Here is a 16,884-nt window from a genome sequence, read left to right as displayed (position 1 = left end):
GCCACCGTGGCGGGGTCTTTTGCATGTAGGACCATTAGAGGAGAAGTCCGTGTCTACCACCAACAGCGCAGCTGCAGCCTGGCTCACCCAGGAAGCTTTTGACCGCCTGAAGGCAGAGCTGGACCACCTTTCCGGCGCCGGCCGCGCAGAGATCGTCCAGAAGATCGAAGCAGCCCGGCAAGAGGGCGACCTCAAGGAAAATGGCGGATACCACGCAGCCAAGGAAGAACAGGGCAAGATCGAGGCCCGCATCCGGCAGCTGACGGTCCTGCTCCGCGACGCACATGTCGGCGAGTCCCCCGCCGATGACGGAATCGTGGAGCCCGGCATGATCGTCGTGGCCAGGATTGCCGGCGATGAGGAAACCTTCCTCCTGGGATCCCGCGAAATTGCCGGCGACTCGGACCTGGACGTCTTCAGTGAAAAGTCGCCGCTGGGCGCAGCCATCCTGGGCCACAAGGAAGGCGACACCCTGAGTTACACCGCGCCGAACGGCAAGGACATCAAGGTGGAGATCCTGTCCGCCAAGCCGTACACGGCATAGCCACAGCCAGCAAACGCCAGGTGCCGGCCGCCCACGGGGTGGCCGGCACCTGGCGTTTTAAGGCGCTCCATCCCGTCTCAGGAAGCCGGCAGCGGGGTATCAGATGCGTTCCGGGCCGAAGCGCCGGCGCAGCAGTACAGCGGCCACCACACCGCCCGCTGCGCCGCCCAAGTGCGCCTGCCAGGAGATCTGGCCACCCATGAGGGGAAGCAGCCCCAGCAGGATGCCGCCGTAGCCCATGAAGAGGACCACTGCCAGCAGGATCTGCCGCCAGCTGCGGTTGACGAACCCGCGGACCAGCAGGAAGGCGAACAGGCCGAAGACCAGCCCCGAGGAACCGATGGTAATGCCGCTGTTGCCGATCAGCCATACCGTCAGCCCGGACCCGAGCCAGCTGGCGGCCAGGGCCGTCAGGAATACGCGCAGTCCCGACAGAAACACCAGGAACCCAAACACCACCAGCGGCAGGCTGTTGGAGAGCAGGTGGTTCAGGTTCGCGTGCAGGAGCGGAAAGGTGAAGATGTCCAGCAGCCCGTCTGCGCTGCGGGGCCGGAGCCCGAAGGTCCGGTTCAGTGACCGCAGCATTAGCAGGTTGACGGCTTCGATGGCGAACAGCAGGGCAACGAAACCGCCCAGAACCAGCAGCCCGCCCTTAGCCCGTGCGGCCAGCACCTGCCGCTGGCCGGGCCGCCTGTTTCCTGCCGGCAGGACCATGGCGTCTTAGTGGACCACGATGGGCTGGAAGCCTTCAGCGCGCAACGCACTGAGGACCTGCTCGCCGTGCTGGTGGCCCTTCGTCTCCAGGTTCACAGTGATGGACACGTCGCCCATGCTGATGGAACCGCCTACCCGCGTGTGGTCCAGGCCGGTGACGTTGGCGTCGTTTTCGGCAATGATCCGGGCGATGGTGGCCAGCGAACCCGGCCGGTCGTCGAGCATCATCCGCACGGTCATGTACCGGCCGGCAGCGGACAGGCCCCGCTGGATCACCTTGAGCATCAGCATGGGGTCGATGTTTCCGCCGGAGAGCACTACCACGGTGGTCCCGGGATTTTCGATCTTGCCGTCCATGAGGGCGGCGACGCCCACGGCACCTGCAGGTTCCACCACCATCTTGGCCCGCTCCAGCAGGAAGATCAGGGCCCGCGCCAGGGAGTCCTCGCTGACGGTGACCACGTCATCCACGAGTTCGCGGATGATACTGAAGGGGAGTTGTCCCGGGCGCCCTACGGCGATGCCGTCCGCCATGGTGGACACCTTTTTCAACGGCACCAAGGCATCCGCAGCGAGCGACGGCGGATAGGCGGCTGCGTTTTCAGCCTGGACTCCGATGATCCTGATCTCCCGGCCCAGTTCCTTGGCGCGCGCCTTGACCGCCACGGCGACGCCGGCGAGGAGGCCTCCGCCGCCAACGCCCATCAGGATGGTGTCGACGTTGGGTACCTGCTCCAGGATTTCCAGGCCGAGCGTCCCTTGGCCGGCCACCACGTCAACATTGTCGAAGGGGTGGACGAACACCATGCCGGTTTCGTTGCTGTAGCGCTGCGCCTCGGCGAGTGCCTCGTCCACGTTGTGCCCGTGCAGGATGACCTCGGCGCCGTGGCTTCGGGTCGCCGCGAGCTTGGGCAGGGCAACGCCCAGGGGCATGTAGATGCGGGCCTTGATACCGAGCGCCTTGGCCGCCACCGCGACGCCCTGGGCGTGGTTTCCCGCAGACGCAGCCACCACGCCGCGCTTCTTCTCTTCGTCCGAGAGCCGCGCCATCCGGACATAGGCGCCGCGGACCTTGAAGGAGCCGGCGCGCTGCAGGTTCTCACACTTGAAGAAGACCTCTCCGCCAGCTACCGATCCCAGCGCGCGGGACGATTCCACGGGGGTCCGCGCAATAATCCCGTCAAGCAGCTTCTGCGCCGCAAGGACATCGTCCAGGGTGACGGGAAGGGTTTCCAGGATGTTCACGGACTTATTCTCCTCTGGTTCGGCCCCGGCGCCCGCATCCCCTGGGGCGGCGGACAGCAAGGATTGTTTGCTGCTGTGCCGGCTGCCTGGGCGGGCTGTCCTGCCGCGGCGGTATCCCTGCGGCTGGCAGCACGCTAGGGACGGCCCGGCGGTTCGACGTCGCTGACGGTGTTGTCCCCGCCGGCTGTGGCTGGCATTGGCGCCCCGGGCAAAGCCGGCACGTGTTCATGTTCCCACGTTCTGGCTGCGATGTAGCGAACGGCCGAGTTTGCTACGGCGAGCACGGGGACCGAGAAGAGCGCACCGGGAATGCCGGCCAGGTACGAACCCGCGGCCACGGAGAGGATCACGGCCACCGGATGCAGGGAGACTGCTTTGCCCATGATCAACGGCTGGAGAATGTGGCTTTCCAGTTGCTGGACCAACAGCACGATGCCCAGCATGATCAGGGCGTTGACCAGTCCATTGGCAACCAGGGCCAGCAGCACGGCAATCGCGCCGGTTACGAGAGCGCCCACGATCGGGATGAACGAACCGATGAACACCAGCACGCTCAGCGGCAGTGCCAGGGGTACGCCGATAATCGCCGCGCCCACTCCGATGCCCACGGCGTCGACGAAGGCCACGAACATCTGGATGCGCGCGTAGCTCACCATGGACGCCCAGCCCTTGCGGCCGGCGCCGAACGCAGCCGGCCGTGCCTTTTTGGGCAGCAGCCGAACGATAAAGCCCCAGATCCGCTCGCCCTCCAGCAGGAAGAAGATCAGGATGAACAGGGCGAGGATCAGTCCGGCGGCAAAGTGTCCTGCGCTGCTGCCGAACGAGAGCGCTCCGCTGAGGATGCTGCTGGTGTTGTCCTGGAGGGCTGTGCTGGCTTCCTTGAAGTACTGGTCCATCTGGTCCGCGGTCAGGTGCAGCGGACCCTCGGAAAGCCAGTCCTGAATCTGTTTCACGCCAGTCAGCGCCTCGGACCAGAGCGCACTGAAGCCCGAGTAGAGCTGGCGGCCAACCAGCGCCAAGGCCCCGCCGATGAGCCCCAGGAAGCCGAGGGCCGTGACAGCCACAGCCAGCCCGGCGGGAAACCGGTTCCGTTTGAGCCAGCCGACGACTGGGTTGAGCAGGCCTGCCAGCAAGGCCGCCACCATCACCGGGATAATGAGGAAACTGACGTGGCTCAGCAGCCACACCAGTCCGCCGCCCACCAGCAGGATCAGGCCCAGGCGCCACGACCACGCAGCCGCGATGCGGATGCCGTAGGGGATGTCAGCCTCGAGGTCGCGCTCGCGCCGCCGGTGCGCCTGGGCCTCGGGCGCGGGATGGTCTGGCGCTGGCGTTGCGGCGTCGTCAGGGGGCGTCATAGCCCAATACTTCCCCAGCTCCCGCCGAATGGGAAACCGTCACCCGGCGGTGTAGTCGATGCCCCATTCCATGGTGAATGACTCGCCGGGCTGGAGCCAGCGAAGGCCCTCACCGGAGTTAAAGGCGTTCGCCGGGCCCGTCATTGGTTCGAGGGCCACGGCGCGCGTCCGGCCGGGGTAGGTGGGCGTGATGAAGACGTGGACGTACCCGCAGGAAGTATCCTGCCAGAGACTGACCGCCCGCCCCTGCGGGTCCGCGAGTACATGACGGGCCCGTCCGTCCCGGAAATCCAGTCCGGTCAGCGCGACATCCACGTCCAGCATGCCCACTGTCCTCCCGTCCCGGAAATCCACGTCCCCGGACACCGGGGCATGGCTGCGTGGAATCTTGCGTTCGTCCGCCACCAGCTGGGTATCGGCCCCGACGGTGAGGACCAGGTCTTCGGCCGCAGTATCACCGACGCGCAGGTACGGGTGGGCACCAAGGACGAACGGCGCCGGCGCCCCGCCGTCGTTCAGCAGCGTCTGCCGGACCTCGAGTCCGAGCCCTTCATTGATTCCATAGCGGACCTGGTGCCGGACCAGGAATGGGTAGCCGTGCTGGGGGAAGATTGCAGCCTCGAGCGTAACGGAGTGTTCAGATTCGTCGACAAGCGCATAGCCGGCGTTGCGCAGCAGGCCGTGGCTGGCATTGTTCCGGGACACTTCGGTGATATCCAGCTGCTGTTCTTTGCCGTCCAGCTGCCACGTGCCGCCTTCGATCCGGTTGGCCCACGGCGCCAAGGTGATACCCGCCGCGCCCGGCGGAATCTCGTGGTCGGCATACGTTTCCGTCAGCAGCACCGCGCCGCGCCGGAATTCTCGCAGGCCCGCGGCCAGCTCGGTCACCACAGCCACGGCATCGCCGCGCCGCAGCTCATACTGGCGTCCGGTGGCGTAGGACTGGACGCCGCGGTCCGAAGGAGCCGGCGTATTGGAAGTGATCTTCATGGGCACCACGGTACCCGCACCAGAGGCCTGCGATCGACCGAAATGTTAGTTTTTGTTAAAAACTATTCTTTTTTGATAGACCGTGGGACACTCGATGCATGACCGCGATTACCGCCACCACGCTCTCGGACGGCCGGGAGCTTTTCTACTTCGACGACGCCGGAACCACAGGTCCCGGGGAAGGCTCAAGTGGGATGTCCACCGCCGGCGCCGAACGCACCAAAGCTGCCAGCCGGACGCCCGCTGCGGACCAGCGGGCCCTGCCGCCCCGCGGCGAGCCGGGTGAGGTACGCTTCGACGCGCTTACGGACGAATGGGTCGCCGTCGCTGCGCACCGCCAGACGCGCACGCACCTGCCCCCTGCAGACCAGTGCCCCATCTGCCCCACCACACCGGCGAATGCGTCGGAGATCCCGGCAGCCGACTACGACGTCGTCGTCTTCGAAAACCGTTTCCCGTCGCTGGGACCGGCGCTTGGCCCGGTACCCGGTCAGGCTGCTTGGGGAACCGCGCTGCCTGCTTACGGGCGGTGCGAGGTAGTTTCCTTTACCCCGGAACACACCGGCTCGTTTTCCGGACTGGGCCAGACGAGGGCACGCACCGTCGTTGAGGCGTGGGCACAGCGCACGGCGGCACTCAGCGCGCTTCCCGGAATAAAGCAGGTGTTCCCGTTCGAAAACCGCGGAGCGGACATCGGCGTGACGCTGCACCATCCGCATGGCCAGATCTACGCATACTCCTACGTGACCCCGCGCGCTGCCGCCATCGGGGCAGCTGCACGCCGCTACTACGAGGCCCATGACGGACGCGGCACCCTGACCGGTTCCCTCCTGCGCTCTGAGCGTGAAGACGGCAGCCGGATGATCCTGGAAGGCAATCACTTCAGCGCCTACGTGCCCTTCGCCGCGCGCTGGCCCCTGGAGATCCATCTGGTACCGCACCGCCAGGTTCCCGACCTGGCCGCCCTGGACGGGAAAGAGAAGGACGAACTGTCCCAGGTGTACCTGGAACTGCTGCAGCGGGTGGATGCGCTGTACCCCACGCCCACCCCCTACATTTCCGCGTGGCACCAGGCTCCGCTGGAGGCGGCGCACCGCGAGTCGGGCTACCTCCACCTGCAGCTCACCTCCCCTCGGCGGGCCGCCGACAAACTCAAGTATTTGGCGGGTTCGGAAGCGGCCATGGGAGCGTTCATCAACGACACCACCCCGGAAGCTGTCGCCGAGCGCCTCCGTGCCGTTAGGGTGCAAGCGCCCTGCGGCGCCGCCACGGCAGCAGGAACCACGGCACCCGCGGTGCCCGGACCAGCAGAACCCCAAGGAGCCCCCGCGTGAACACCACCCATTTCCGCAGCGAAGACCTGGCGGCACGGTTCGAGCGTGAGTATGGCGCTGCGCCGGACGGGATCTGGCAGGCCCCCGGTCGTGTGAACCTGATCGGCGAACACACCGACTACAACGAAGGGTTCGTCCTGCCCTTCGCCATTGACCGGGCCGCGCGGGTCGCCGTGCGGGTCCGGGATGATACGACGGTCCGGCTCCTGTCAACGTACGGCGATCACGGGCTGGCCACCGTTGGCCTTGAGCGCCTGGAACCCGAATCCGCCAAAGGCTGGACCAAATATCCCCTCGGAGTACTGTGGGCGCTGCGCGAGGCAGGCATCACGGTGCCGGGCATCGACCTGCTGCTGGATTCGGACGTTCCGCTGGGCGCCGGGCTCTCCTCCTCCCACGCCATAGAGTGCGCCGTGATCACCGCACTGAATGACCTCACCGGCGCGGGCATGACGGCGCAGGACATGGTGCTGGCCACGCAACGGGCGGAAAACGGCTTCGTGGGGGCCCCCACCGGCATCATGGACCAGTCGGCCTCGCTCCGGGGCACCGAAGGCCATGCCGTCTTCCTCGATTGCCGCGACCAGAACGCCACGCTGGTTCCCTTCGAGACCGCCCCGGCCGGCCTGGTGCTGCTGGTGATCGACACCAAGGTCTCGCACTCACATGCCGACGGCGGCTACGCGTCCCGGCGGGCGGCGTGCCAGCTGGGTGCGGAGGTGCTGGGAGTTAAGGCATTGCGGGATGTGCAGATAGGCGACCTCCCCGAAGCGGCCGGACTGCTGGACGAAACGACGTTCCGCCGTGTCCGGCACGTGGTCACCGAGAATGACCGGGTCCTGCAGACTGTGGAACGGCTGAAGGCGGAGGGCCCGTCATCCATCGGGGCGCTGCTGGACGCCAGCCACGCCTCCATGCGGGACGACTTCGAGATCTCCTGCCCCGAGCTGGATCTCGCCGTCGAGACTGCCCGGGCCCACGGAGCCATCGGCGCCCGGATGACCGGGGGCGGATTCGGCGGCGCGGCCATCGCGCTGACACCGGTGGGCGCCGAACCGGAGGTGCGCGCCGCCGTCGTACGCGCGTTTGCGGAGGCTGGTTACGCGGAACCGGACGTCTTCACGGTGTCCCCCGCCCCGGGCGCCCGGCGGATCGCCTAGCCCCGGACGCAAGCAGGGCCCCGCCGCACTGGCGGGGCCCTGCTCATGTGTCAAGAACGACGGCGTTACCCGCCCGGCGCCTAATCGTCGCCGCGGAGGATGGACAGCAGGCGGATGATCTCGACGTAGAGCCAGACGAGCGTCACTGTCAGGCCGAACGCGGCCGTCCAGGAGAAGCGCTGCGGGGCGCCGTTACGGACACCGGCCTCGATGCTGGTGAAGTCCATGATCAGGGAGAACGCGGCCAGGCCGATGGCGAGCAGGCCAATGAAGACGCCAAGGGGGATACCGAAGATTTCCACGCTGGTGCGCAAACCGAAGGGCTCCTGGACAGCACCGGTGAGCATCATGACCATGTTGATTAGCGCGAATACCGCGTAGCCAATGATGGCGATCATGAAGAAGCGCATTGCCTTGGGCGTGGCGCGGACCTTGCCGCTCTTGAACAGCACGAGGGTTACGGCGAACACGGACAGGGTGCCGATGACAGCCTGCAGCCCCACTCCCGGGTACATGGTGTCCAAAACCCGGGTGAGACCACCAAGGAAGAGGCCTTCCAGCCCTGCGTAAGCAAGGATCAGTGCCGGCGAAGGCTGCTTCTTGAACGTATTGACCAGTGCCAGGACGAAGCCGCCGAGCGCGCCGACGATCATCAGGAGTGAAGCGAGGCCCATGCTGACGAACATCGTCACCGCGGCACCGACGAGCAGCACTCCGAGGCAGGAAGCCGTCTTAACGATGACATCGTCGAAAGTCATCCGGCCCGTGTCCGCGGGTCCGGCAGCGGGCTGGTTGTACATGTCCTGCAACTGCTGGTCGGTCATGTTTGGCTGCGTGTTCCAGCCCTGCTGCCCGTAGGGAGCCTGGCCATACGGCTGCTGCCCGTACGGCTGCTGCCCAAAGGGGGCCTGGCCGTAACCGGGCTGGCCATACGGCGAGTGGCCGTACGGTGCAGGCGGTGCCTGGGTCGCTCCACGGAAATTCTTTCCGTTGAAGATCGGGTTGCCGCCAAGTGCCATTGCGGAATTCCTCCATAGGGATGTCAGTGAAACCTTAAGGTTTACGGTACCAATTACCACGCCGGGTTGGCGCATAAAGTTCCCGCCGGTCCAAGGCGCAACCCAACCGTAACCGTGGACTGTTTAGAAATACCGTGGCACAACATTTGTTTCTTTAGTTCTTCTATACAAACGGCATACGCGGGCTTCACAGTTGTTATCCGATCGCTACCTGCAGGGCGCCGATCACGGCGTTTGAGCCCGTCAGACGGCTGTAGCATAAACCCAACAGGGTGACGCAACTCACAACCGTGGGTGGCGCGTGACTTTTTGGCGCCTGCCAGCCCTGGATCCGTTCGCAACGGCTGCAATGGAGCAGCCTGGACCGCCCCCAAGTGGAGGTTTTTCAATTTGAGAAGTACACCCCAAGGCCCACCGGCCGCAGGACGCCTCGGTTTGCTCAGATTATGGGGAGCCGTGAGCGCTGCCATCCTGGCACTCCTTCTGGTGGCAGCGCCGGCCTCACAGGCCACTTCCCCATCACCGACACCATCCCCGTCGAACCAGACCTTCCAGAACAACATCAGCGGGTTCCTCCGCGATGATGCCCGCGCACCACTGGCGGACGTGACCATCACCGCGAAGAATGGCGACTTCACCGGCACGGCCAAGTCCTCCGCCAACGGTTCGTGGAGCATCGGAGTGCCCGAGCAAGGTACCTACACCGTGGAGTTGGACGAGTCAACGCTCCCGGAGGGAATCAAGCTCGCGGACGGCCAGGAAAACCCGCGCGAAGTGACATTTAGCCAGACCTCCAACCTGTCCGTGATCTTCGCCTTCGGCAAAGGCATCGTGGTCCAGGAACAGGACTTCGGCCAGAACCTCCTCAACCGTCTGGTGGCCGGCCTAAGCTTCGGCCTGCTGCTGGCCCTTGCTGCCGTCGGGTTGTCGCTGATTTTCGGCACCACTGGCCTGACCAACTTTGCCCATGGTGAAATGGTCACCCTGGGCGCGGTGCTGGTCTTCGCGTTCAATGCCCTGGGCCTCCCGTTCTGGCTGGCGGTCATACTCGCACTGGTCGGCGGCGGGCTCTTCGGCTATGCACAGGACCGCGGCCTTTGGCGGCCCCTGCGCCGCCGCGGCACCGGACTGGTTCCCATGATGATCGTCAGCATCGGCCTCGCCCTTGCTGTCCGCTACGTCATCCAGTTCTACTTCGGGGGCGCCACCCAGCAGCTTCCGTACGCCCAGAGCCCCGAGGTCCAGATCGGCCCGGTATCCATCTCCCCGAACAACCTGTGGTCACTGGTCATCAGTGCCGTGGTGATCAGCCTGCTGGGCATCGTGCTGCTCAAGACCCGTCTGGGCAAGGCAACCCGCGCCGTGGCGGACAACCCGGCACTCGCCGCCGCTTCAGGCATCGACGTGGACTCGGTCATCCGGCTTGTATGGATCACCGGCGGCATGCTCGCCTCCCTCGGCGGTATCCTCTGGGCCTACTACCGGCCCGGCGTCACCTTCGACATGGGCTCGGCCATCCTGCTGCTGATCTTCGCCGGCGTCACCCTCGGCGGCCTGGGCACCGTGTTCGGCGCCTTGGTCGGCTCCATCATCGTGGGCATCTTCGTTGAGCTGACCACCGTGTTCGGCCTCGCCGCAGACCTTAAATACGTGGGAGCACTTTTCATCATGATCGTTGTCCTCTTGTTCCGGCCCCAGGGCATCCTGGGCCGCCGCGAGCGCGTGGGTTAGGAGAGAACCATGGACTTTGGATTCATTCTTGCCAGCGCCGCCGGCGAAATTTTCAGCCCCACGACGGCCGCCTACGCACTTGCCGCCCTGGGCCTCGCCGTCCACTTCGGCTACTCCGGCCTGTTGAACTTCGGCCAGGCCGGCTTCATGGCGATGGGAGCCTACGCGTTCGCCATCTCCACCTTGACCTTCGGCGTCCCCTTCTTCGTGGGACTGCTGATCGCCATCGTCGCCGCCGCGATCTTCGCGCTCCTGTTGGGTATTCCCACCCTGCGCCTGCGCGCTGACTACCTCGCCATCGTCACCATCGCCGCTGCGGAAATCGTGCGGTACATCGTCACTACCAACCAGCTGACGTCCGTAACCGGTTCGGCCAACGGCCTCGCCGCGTTCGAAGGCGGGTTCTACGCGATGAACCCGTTCCCGGACGGCGACTACTTCGGTATGAACAACCGGGACTTCTTCATCCGCGTGGTGGGCTGGGTCCTCGTTGCCGTGTGTTGCCTGCTCGTGTGGCTCCTGATGCGCAGCCCGTGGGGCCGCGTCCTCAAGGGCATCCGTGAGGACGAAAACGCGGTCCGCTCCCTGGGCAAGAACGTCTACGCCTACAAGATGCAGGCCCTGATCATCGGCGGTGTGCTCGGCGCACTGGCCGGCATGATCTTCACCCTCCCCCGCGGAGCGGTGCAGCCGGCCAACTACGGGACCGAACTGACGTTCTTCCTCTACACCTGCCTGCTTCTGGGCGGGCTGGGCACCGTGCTGGGACCCGTCATCGGCGCCATGATCTTCTGGGTGGTCCTGTCGCTGACCCAGGGCGTCCTCTACGGGCTGATCGAATCAGGTGCCATCACCTGGCTGAACACCGTCCAGGCCGGTCAGCTGCGTTACATCCTGGTGGGTGTGGCACTGATGCTGCTGATGATCTTCCGGCCACAGGGTGTTTTTGGAAACAAGAAGGAGCTGGCGTTCGCATGAGCATGCACAGCGAAGAACCCACAACCCCGTCCGGCGCAGAGCCGGACTACATGACGGATACCCGGCCCATTGCGGCCGGCGAGACCGCCCCGGGCTGCAAGAAACGCGATCCGATCGTGGTTGCGGAAAACGTGACCCGCAGCTTCGGCGGTATTAACGCGGTGGACGTCGAATACCTGGAGATCCCCCGCCACAAGATCACTGCGCTGATCGGACCCAACGGTGCCGGAAAGACCACCCTGTTCAACCTGCTGACGGGCTTTGACACGCCCAATACCGGAAAGTGGCAGTTCGAAGGCAAGAGCCTGGCCGGCGTTTCGCCCTACAAGGTGGCACGCATGGGCATGGTCCGCACCTTCCAGCTGACCAAGGTGATGGGCAAGCTGACGGTCATGGAAAACATGCGGCTCGGAGCCTCGAACCAGCCCGGCGAGAGGCTGTCCAAAGCCCTGTTCAAGGGCATCTGGGGCGGCCGGGAGAAGCAGATCACGGAAGAAGCCAATGTCCTGCTGGAGAAGTTCAAACTGGATGCCAAGAAGGACGACTACGCGGCGTCCCTCTCCGGCGGCCAGCGAAAGCTTCTCGAAATGGCCCGCTCCCTGATGGTCCGGCCCAAGCTGGTCATGCTGGACGAGCCGATGGCCGGCGTGAACCCGGCACTGACCCAGTCCCTGCTGGACCACATCAAGAACCTGAAGGCCGAGGGCATGACGGTCCTGTTCGTCGAGCACGACATGCACATGGTGCGGCACATCGCCGACTGGGTAGTGGTCATGGCCGAAGGCAAGGTGGTGGCCGAGGGCCCTCCGGGCGAGGTCATGAAGAACCCGGCCGTTATCGACGCGTACCTTGGCGCGCACCACGACGTGGACCTTGGCGATACCGAAGGCATCAAGGAACTTGCGGCCGAATTGGTGGCCGACGAGGAATCCATTGTGGGGACCGAGAACGCTGGCATCATCTCCGTTGACGTCGTTGAGGCGGAGACCGACGAGGCGCCGGAGGAACGCGGCACGCACGACCCGCGCCGCGGACGGCACGGAAGCACGGAAACGGGCCCGACAGAGAAGGACAGCCAATGAGCAGCACCAGCGCGGCACCGGCCGCACATCCCGTCAGCGATGGCGACTCGGTGGTCAAGGTCACTGACTTGGTGGCCGGCTACCTGCCCGGCGTAAACATCCTGAACGGCTGCAGCATCGAAGCCCGGAAGGGCGAGCTGATCGGCATCATCGGACCCAACGGCGCGGGCAAGTCCACGCTGTTGAAAGCCATGTTCGGACTGGTCAAGGTCCACTCCGGCACCGTGGTGGTGCGGGGCCAGGACATCACGGGGCTGAAGGCCAACAAGCTCGTGACCCGCGGAGTGGGTTTCGTTCCGCAGACCAACAACGTGTTCGCCACGCTGTCCATCGAGGAAAACCTGCAGATGGGGATGTTCCAGCGGCCCAAGGACTTCGCCGAGCGGTTCGACTTCGTCACGGGTCTCTTCCCGGAGTTGGGCAAGCGCCGTGCACAGCGCGCTGGCTCGCTCTCCGGCGGTGAACGACAGATGGTTGCCATGGGGCGGGCTCTGATGATGGATCCGGCGGTGCTGCTGCTGGACGAGCCCTCCGCCGGCCTCTCCCCCGTCAAGCAGGACGAGACGTTCCTTAGGGTCCACGAGATCAACCGGGCCGGCGTGTCGGTGATCATGGTGGAGCAGAACGCCCGCCGCTGCCTGCAGATCTGCGACCGCGCCTACGTCCTGGACCAGGGCAAGGACGCGTACACGGGAACCGGCCGGGAGCTCATGAAGGACCCCAAGGTCATCCAGCTCTACCTGGGGACGCTGGCCGACACCGTCGACTAGCCCTCCCCCGAAGCCGGGAAACCGCATCAGGGGCCGTCACCGCGAGGTGGCGGCCCCTTTTTCGTGGCCGGGCCCAACAAGCCCAGCAGGTTTTCGCGCCGGTTTTGGACATGCGCACCGCGGACCCGCGCAGCCTATTACCGAAACCACGGCGGATGTCCGAAACCGCCGCCCGAGAAGGGAAGCAAGAGGCCCCCGTCCGGCTGGACGGGGGCCTCTTGATCGTTCAGGAAGGGGCTTTACAGCTTGCCGAATTCTTCCTTGACTGCCTTGTACGTGTTGTCATCCTGGTACTCGTAGATGCCAATGTACGCCTCGGTGGGGTCACCGGCGTCGGAGAACGTTACGGGGCCGGACTGGCCGTCGTAATCGATGTCCTTGCCGTCGCGGAGGAGGGTGACACAGCCTGCGTAGGAGGTGCACTTCTCGCCGCCTTCGGAAACTTCCTTGAGCTTCGCGGCGATGTCCACGCCCTTGGTGCTCTTGGCGGCTTCCGAAGCCAGTGAGATCAGGTTGACGGCGTCGTAGGACTCACCGGCGTAGCTGTAGTCCTTCAGGGCCGGATCGATCGCCAGCAGCTTCTTCTTGAAGTCCTCCTTGGCGAACGTGCCCGGGATGGTGCCCTGCGCGCCCTTCAGCGTGCCGGCCTTGAAGTCCTTGCTGTAGTCGGACGTGTTGCCGTCCACCATGAACAGCTGCGTGGGCTTGACGCCCTTGCCGGTCATCAGCGGAACGATGCTCTTGGCCTGGTCGAAGGTGATCAGGGCAATGGCGTCCGGCTTGGCAGCAATGACCTTGTCCACCTGGCTGCTGAACTGGGTGTCGCCCTCATTGAAGAGCTCCTCGGCGACGACCTTGCCGCCGGCGGATTCGAAGGCCGACTTGATGTTCTTGGCCAGGCCCGTGCCGTAGGCATCGTTGAGGACGATCAGCCCCACGGTCTGGGCGCCACAGGTGGCCATGTAGTTGCCCAGGACCTTGCCCTGCAGCACGTCGGACGGGGCAGTACGCCAGTACAGGCCCTTGTCATCCCAGGTGGTGAAGTCCGGGGACGTGTTCGCCGGGGAGAACTGGATCACGCCTGCGCCGGTGATCTGATTGATGACCGTCTTGGACACACCGGACGATGCGGCACCGATGATGGCGCTCACGCCCTGGCCCAGGAGTGCAGAAGTGGACTGGGTGGCGATGTCCGTCTTGGTGTCGCCCGAGTCGCGGTGGATTACGTGGATGGGCTTGCCCAGGACGCCGCCAGCCTTGTTGACTTCATCGACACCAAGGTTGACGCCTGCGATTTCGGGCGGGCCCAGGAAGGCCAGGGAGCCCGTGGTGGGCAGCAGTGAACCGATCTTCAAAGGCTTATCGGTGGTGGTGCCTGAGGGCGGAACCGATGCGGGGGCCGGAGCCTGGCTCGCTGCCGCGCCACCGGTGCCTTCAGGTGCGGGGCACGCAATGCCTGCCGCAGCTTCGGAGGCGGTCTCGGACGCCGTGGGTGTGGACGAACCGCCGCAAGCCGTTGCCATAAAGGCAACGCCGATGCCAAGCGCTGTCAGCTTGGCAACGCGGGTTCCCGCCTGGGGAAATAATGTCATGAACTAGCTCCTCGATCTAAAGGTGCGAACGGCCTTTGACGCGAAAAATCAGGTATTCCTGATCAGGTTCAAGCTAATGTAATTTGCCGCCGAAAATAAGTGATTGAGGTCACATCCTTATAACAGTCGTTGCCTATGCGGAATTAAACGCCGAAAGCCGCCCGCACAGCGGACGGCTTTCACTTCCGGGCGCGCTTTCCCGGGCTTTTTCGTTTGTACCCCAGGTGGGACTCGAACCCACAACACGCGGATTTTAAGTCCGATGCCTCTGCCAATTGGGCTACTGGGGCGCCGCAACAATGGTATCCCGACACAGAGCCCCGTCATCGTTTTCAGCCGGCCACACTCTTCGGACCGCGGTTCCGGGCGGAGAGCGCGGCAAGCTCTTCAAGGGCGCGGGGCGCGTCCGCGACAGGCACCAGCAGGTGGTCGTGGTGGAACCCGGCCAGCACATTGCAGCTGATCCCGGCCTGCGTGAGCGCCCTGCTGACCGCGGCAGTGAGGCCTACGGCCTCCAGCGCAGAATGTACCTCCAGGGTGATCCAGGCGGCCACAAAGTCGTAACTGAGTCCTTCGGCGTCCGCGACGGACCGCGGGAGGACAACCGTCAGGCCTTCGGCTTCGCGGACGGCCGCCTCGATGCCGGGAGTCAGCGGCCGGCCGTGCGGCCACAGGACGTACACGTACTCACCGTCGCGCTGCACCGGCCGCAGGCCGGCCAGCAGGGCCTGGAGGTTCATTTCGCCGCTCATGGGAAAAGTCTAGGACGGGCGCCGCGGCAGCGGACTCCCCCGGTAAAGCGTGACGGCGGCCGTCCCGGCAATGGGGACGGCCGCCGTCGGGCGCTCAAGAAGGGAGCCGGGCTACTTGGCGTTGGCCGGCACCGATTCCTTGGCCCCGGCGGGAGCCGCCGCTGCGGGCTCGGGGGCAGCAGCCGGCTTGGGGGCCGGGGTGGCCGCGGCCACGAAAGCGCCGCGCGGGTTGTCCAGGTCCATCAGCTGCGTCGTGTCGCGGCCGGCGAAGAATGCGATGATCCAGTTCAGGACCACGCGGAACTTGCGCTCGAACGTGGGCATGGCCATGCCGTGGTAGCCACGGTGGGCCAGCCAGGCCAGGGGTCCCTTGAGGCCGATGCGGCCCAGCAGGTTGATGTTGGCAACGCCCTTCCACTCGCCGAAACCAGCCACGGCACCCAGGTTCTTGTGCTTGTAGTCCTTCATCGGCTTGTCCCAGCGGGATGCCCACAGGTTCTTGGCCAGGCGCTTGGCCTGGCGCAGCGCGTGCTGCGCGTTGGGTACGCAGGTGCCGTCCGGCAGGCCCTTGCCCGTAAGGTCCGGAACCGCGGCGATGTCGCCGGCTGCCCAGGCGTTATCCACGATGCCTTCGTCGCCGCCGATGCGGAGGTCCGGAAGGACGCGGACGCGCCCGCGGGGTTCCAGCGGGAAGTCGGTGGAACGGACCATCGGGTTGGCCTGAACGCCAGCAGTCCAGACGAGGGTGTCCGCTTCGAATTCCTGGGCGGGGGTCTTGTCCGGCAGGTTGATGAGCTTGAGGGAGCCCTCGGCGCTGTCCAGGGAGGTGTTCAGCAGCACCTCGATGCCGCGGCTGCGCAGGTGCTCCACGACCCATTCGGCCTGGGAAGCGGTGACTTCGGGCATGATGCGGCCCATGGCCTCGACCAGGACAAAGCGGACTTCCTCCTGCTTGACGCGGGGGTTGTTGCGGACCGCGGCGCGGGCCAGGTCCTCCATCTCGGTGATGCATTCGATGCCTGCGAATCCGCCGCCCACCACCACGAAGGTGAGGGCTTTGGCGCGCTCAGCAGCGTCCGTCATGGTGGACGCAACCTCGATGCGCTCCAGCACCTTGTTGCGCAGTGCAACGGCTTCCTCGATGGTCTTCAGGCCGATGCCCTTGTCCGCGAGGCCCTTGATGGGGAAGGTACGGGTGATGGCGCCGGCTGCGAGGACGACGTCGAAGTAGGGAACCTCGAAGTGTTCGCCGCCGTCCGCGGGAGCCACGACAGCGGTGCGGTTCGCGTGGTCGATCGAGGTCACGCGGCCCTGGATGAGTTCAGTCTGCTTGAGGTGCTGGCGGTGGGAGACCACTGCGTGGCGTGCCTCGATGTTGCCACCTGCCACCTCGGGGAGGAAGGGCTGGTAAGTCATGTAGGGCAGTGGATCCACGAGGGTGACGATGCCACCGGCATTCGCGATCTTCTTCTGCAGTTTGAGTGCTACGTACAGGCCGACGTACCCGCCGCCGACGACGAGTACCCGGGGACGGTCCTGGAGCTCTGGTGTGGTTGCCATGTATTAAACGATACAACAGTTTGTGAAAATCTTCACTAGCGGGACCGTGGGCCGG

The 16,884-nt window shown here is 65.3% G+C and carries 14 protein-coding genes, 1 tRNA gene and 1 pseudogene; 7 read left to right on the top strand and 9 right to left on the bottom strand.

The features are described 5' to 3' along the window. Positions 1–49: 49 nt before the first annotated feature. Positions 50–544: a transcription elongation factor GreA gene (gene greA / locus ACFWIX_RS06535; RefSeq protein WP_377215302.1), complete on the top strand. Its 495-nt coding sequence runs from the start codon at positions 50–52 to the stop codon at positions 542–544. Positions 545–643: 99 nt separating this feature from the next. Here greA and ACFWIX_RS06530 read toward each other — a convergent pair whose 3' ends face one another. The 4 genes from ACFWIX_RS06530 to ACFWIX_RS06515 all read right to left on the bottom strand — a co-directional run bounded on the left by ACFWIX_RS06530 (position 644) and on the right by ACFWIX_RS06515 (position 4,851). After that, on the bottom strand, positions 644–1,258 hold the full coding sequence (locus ACFWIX_RS06530) for a rhomboid family intramembrane serine protease (RefSeq protein WP_377215301.1): 615 nt from the start codon (positions 1,256–1,258) through the stop codon (positions 644–646). Positions 1,259–1,264: 6 nt separating this feature from the next. After that, positions 1,265–2,503, bottom strand: a complete 1,239-nt coding sequence (gene ilvA / locus ACFWIX_RS06525) for a threonine ammonia-lyase (RefSeq protein WP_377215300.1) — start codon at positions 2,501–2,503, stop codon at positions 1,265–1,267. Positions 2,504–2,637: 134 nt separating this feature from the next. Then, positions 2,638–3,861, bottom strand: a complete 1,224-nt coding sequence (locus tag ACFWIX_RS06520; RefSeq protein WP_377215299.1) for an AI-2E family transporter — start codon at positions 3,859–3,861, stop codon at positions 2,638–2,640. A gap of 39 nt (positions 3,862–3,900) precedes the next feature. Next, positions 3,901–4,851, bottom strand: a complete 951-nt coding sequence (locus ACFWIX_RS06515; protein ID WP_377215298.1) for an aldose 1-epimerase family protein — start codon at positions 4,849–4,851, stop codon at positions 3,901–3,903. 98 nt (positions 4,852–4,949) lie between these two features. Between ACFWIX_RS06515 and galT the strand changes: the two genes are divergently transcribed. Both galT and galK read left to right on the top strand, forming a co-directional pair. Beyond that, positions 4,950–6,185, top strand: coding sequence for a galactose-1-phosphate uridylyltransferase (gene galT, locus ACFWIX_RS06510; RefSeq protein WP_377215297.1), 1,236 nt, complete (start codon positions 4,950–4,952; stop codon positions 6,183–6,185). Beyond that, positions 6,182–7,345: a galactokinase gene (gene galK / locus ACFWIX_RS06505; protein WP_377215296.1), complete on the top strand. Its 1,164-nt coding sequence runs from the start codon at positions 6,182–6,184 to the stop codon at positions 7,343–7,345. The genes galT and galK overlap by 4 nt, the downstream gene beginning before the upstream one ends. Positions 7,346–7,425: 80 nt before the next feature. Here the strand turns inward: galK and ACFWIX_RS06500 are convergent, their stop codons facing one another. After that, a complete protein-coding gene (locus tag ACFWIX_RS06500) occupies positions 7,426–8,364 on the bottom strand; it encodes a Bax inhibitor-1/YccA family protein (protein WP_377215295.1) in 939 nt (312 codons plus the stop codon). A gap of 435 nt (positions 8,365–8,799) precedes the next feature. Here ACFWIX_RS06500 and ACFWIX_RS06495 point away from each other — a divergent pair, with 435 nt between their 5' ends. From ACFWIX_RS06495 to ACFWIX_RS06480, 4 genes are read left to right on the top strand one after another with little or no spacing between them, the layout of a single operon-like run. Next, the gene (locus tag ACFWIX_RS06495) at positions 8,800–10,095 is read left to right on the top strand and encodes a branched-chain amino acid ABC transporter permease (RefSeq protein WP_377215294.1); all 1,296 of its coding nucleotides are present in this window, start codon (positions 8,800–8,802) and stop codon (positions 10,093–10,095) included. A gap of 9 nt (positions 10,096–10,104) precedes the next feature. Continuing rightward, positions 10,105–11,073 (top strand): branched-chain amino acid ABC transporter permease, encoded by a 969-nt coding sequence (locus ACFWIX_RS06490; RefSeq protein WP_377215293.1) that lies wholly within the window; start codon positions 10,105–10,107, stop codon positions 11,071–11,073. Beyond that, a complete protein-coding gene (locus ACFWIX_RS06485; RefSeq protein ID WP_377215292.1) occupies positions 11,070–12,155 on the top strand; it encodes an ABC transporter ATP-binding protein in 1,086 nt (361 codons plus the stop codon). The genes ACFWIX_RS06490 and ACFWIX_RS06485 overlap by 4 nt, the downstream gene beginning before the upstream one ends. Next, complete coding sequence (locus tag ACFWIX_RS06480; protein WP_377215291.1) at positions 12,152–12,925, top strand: ABC transporter ATP-binding protein; 774 nt, start codon at positions 12,152–12,154, stop codon at positions 12,923–12,925. The genes ACFWIX_RS06485 and ACFWIX_RS06480 overlap by 4 nt, the downstream gene beginning before the upstream one ends. Positions 12,926–13,164: 239 nt before the next feature. Here ACFWIX_RS06480 and ACFWIX_RS06475 read toward each other — a convergent pair whose 3' ends face one another. The 4 genes and pseudogenes from ACFWIX_RS06475 to ACFWIX_RS06460 all read right to left on the bottom strand — a co-directional run bounded on the left by ACFWIX_RS06475 (position 13,165) and on the right by ACFWIX_RS06460 (position 16,829). Next, on the bottom strand, positions 13,165–14,517 hold the full coding sequence (locus ACFWIX_RS06475; protein ID WP_377215290.1) for an ABC transporter substrate-binding protein: 1,353 nt from the start codon (positions 14,515–14,517) through the stop codon (positions 13,165–13,167). A gap of 216 nt (positions 14,518–14,733) precedes the next feature. Then, positions 14,734–14,807 (bottom strand) — tRNA-Leu (locus tag ACFWIX_RS06470). Between the two features lie 78 nt (positions 14,808–14,885). Then, positions 14,886–15,269: pseudogene (locus ACFWIX_RS06465) on the bottom strand (ACT domain-containing protein); the annotation flags it as partial. A gap of 111 nt (positions 15,270–15,380) precedes the next feature. Continuing rightward, positions 15,381–16,829, bottom strand: coding sequence for an NAD(P)/FAD-dependent oxidoreductase (locus tag ACFWIX_RS06460; RefSeq protein WP_377215289.1), 1,449 nt, complete (start codon positions 16,827–16,829; stop codon positions 15,381–15,383). Positions 16,830–16,884 lie beyond the last annotated feature (55 nt).

The organism is Pseudarthrobacter sp. NPDC058362 (assembly GCF_042723515.1).
GTDB lineage: Bacteria > Actinomycetota > Actinomycetes > Actinomycetales > Micrococcaceae > Arthrobacter.
The sequence above is the reverse complement of the archived record's forward strand: the minus strand, read 5'-3'. Positions and strand labels throughout refer to the sequence as shown.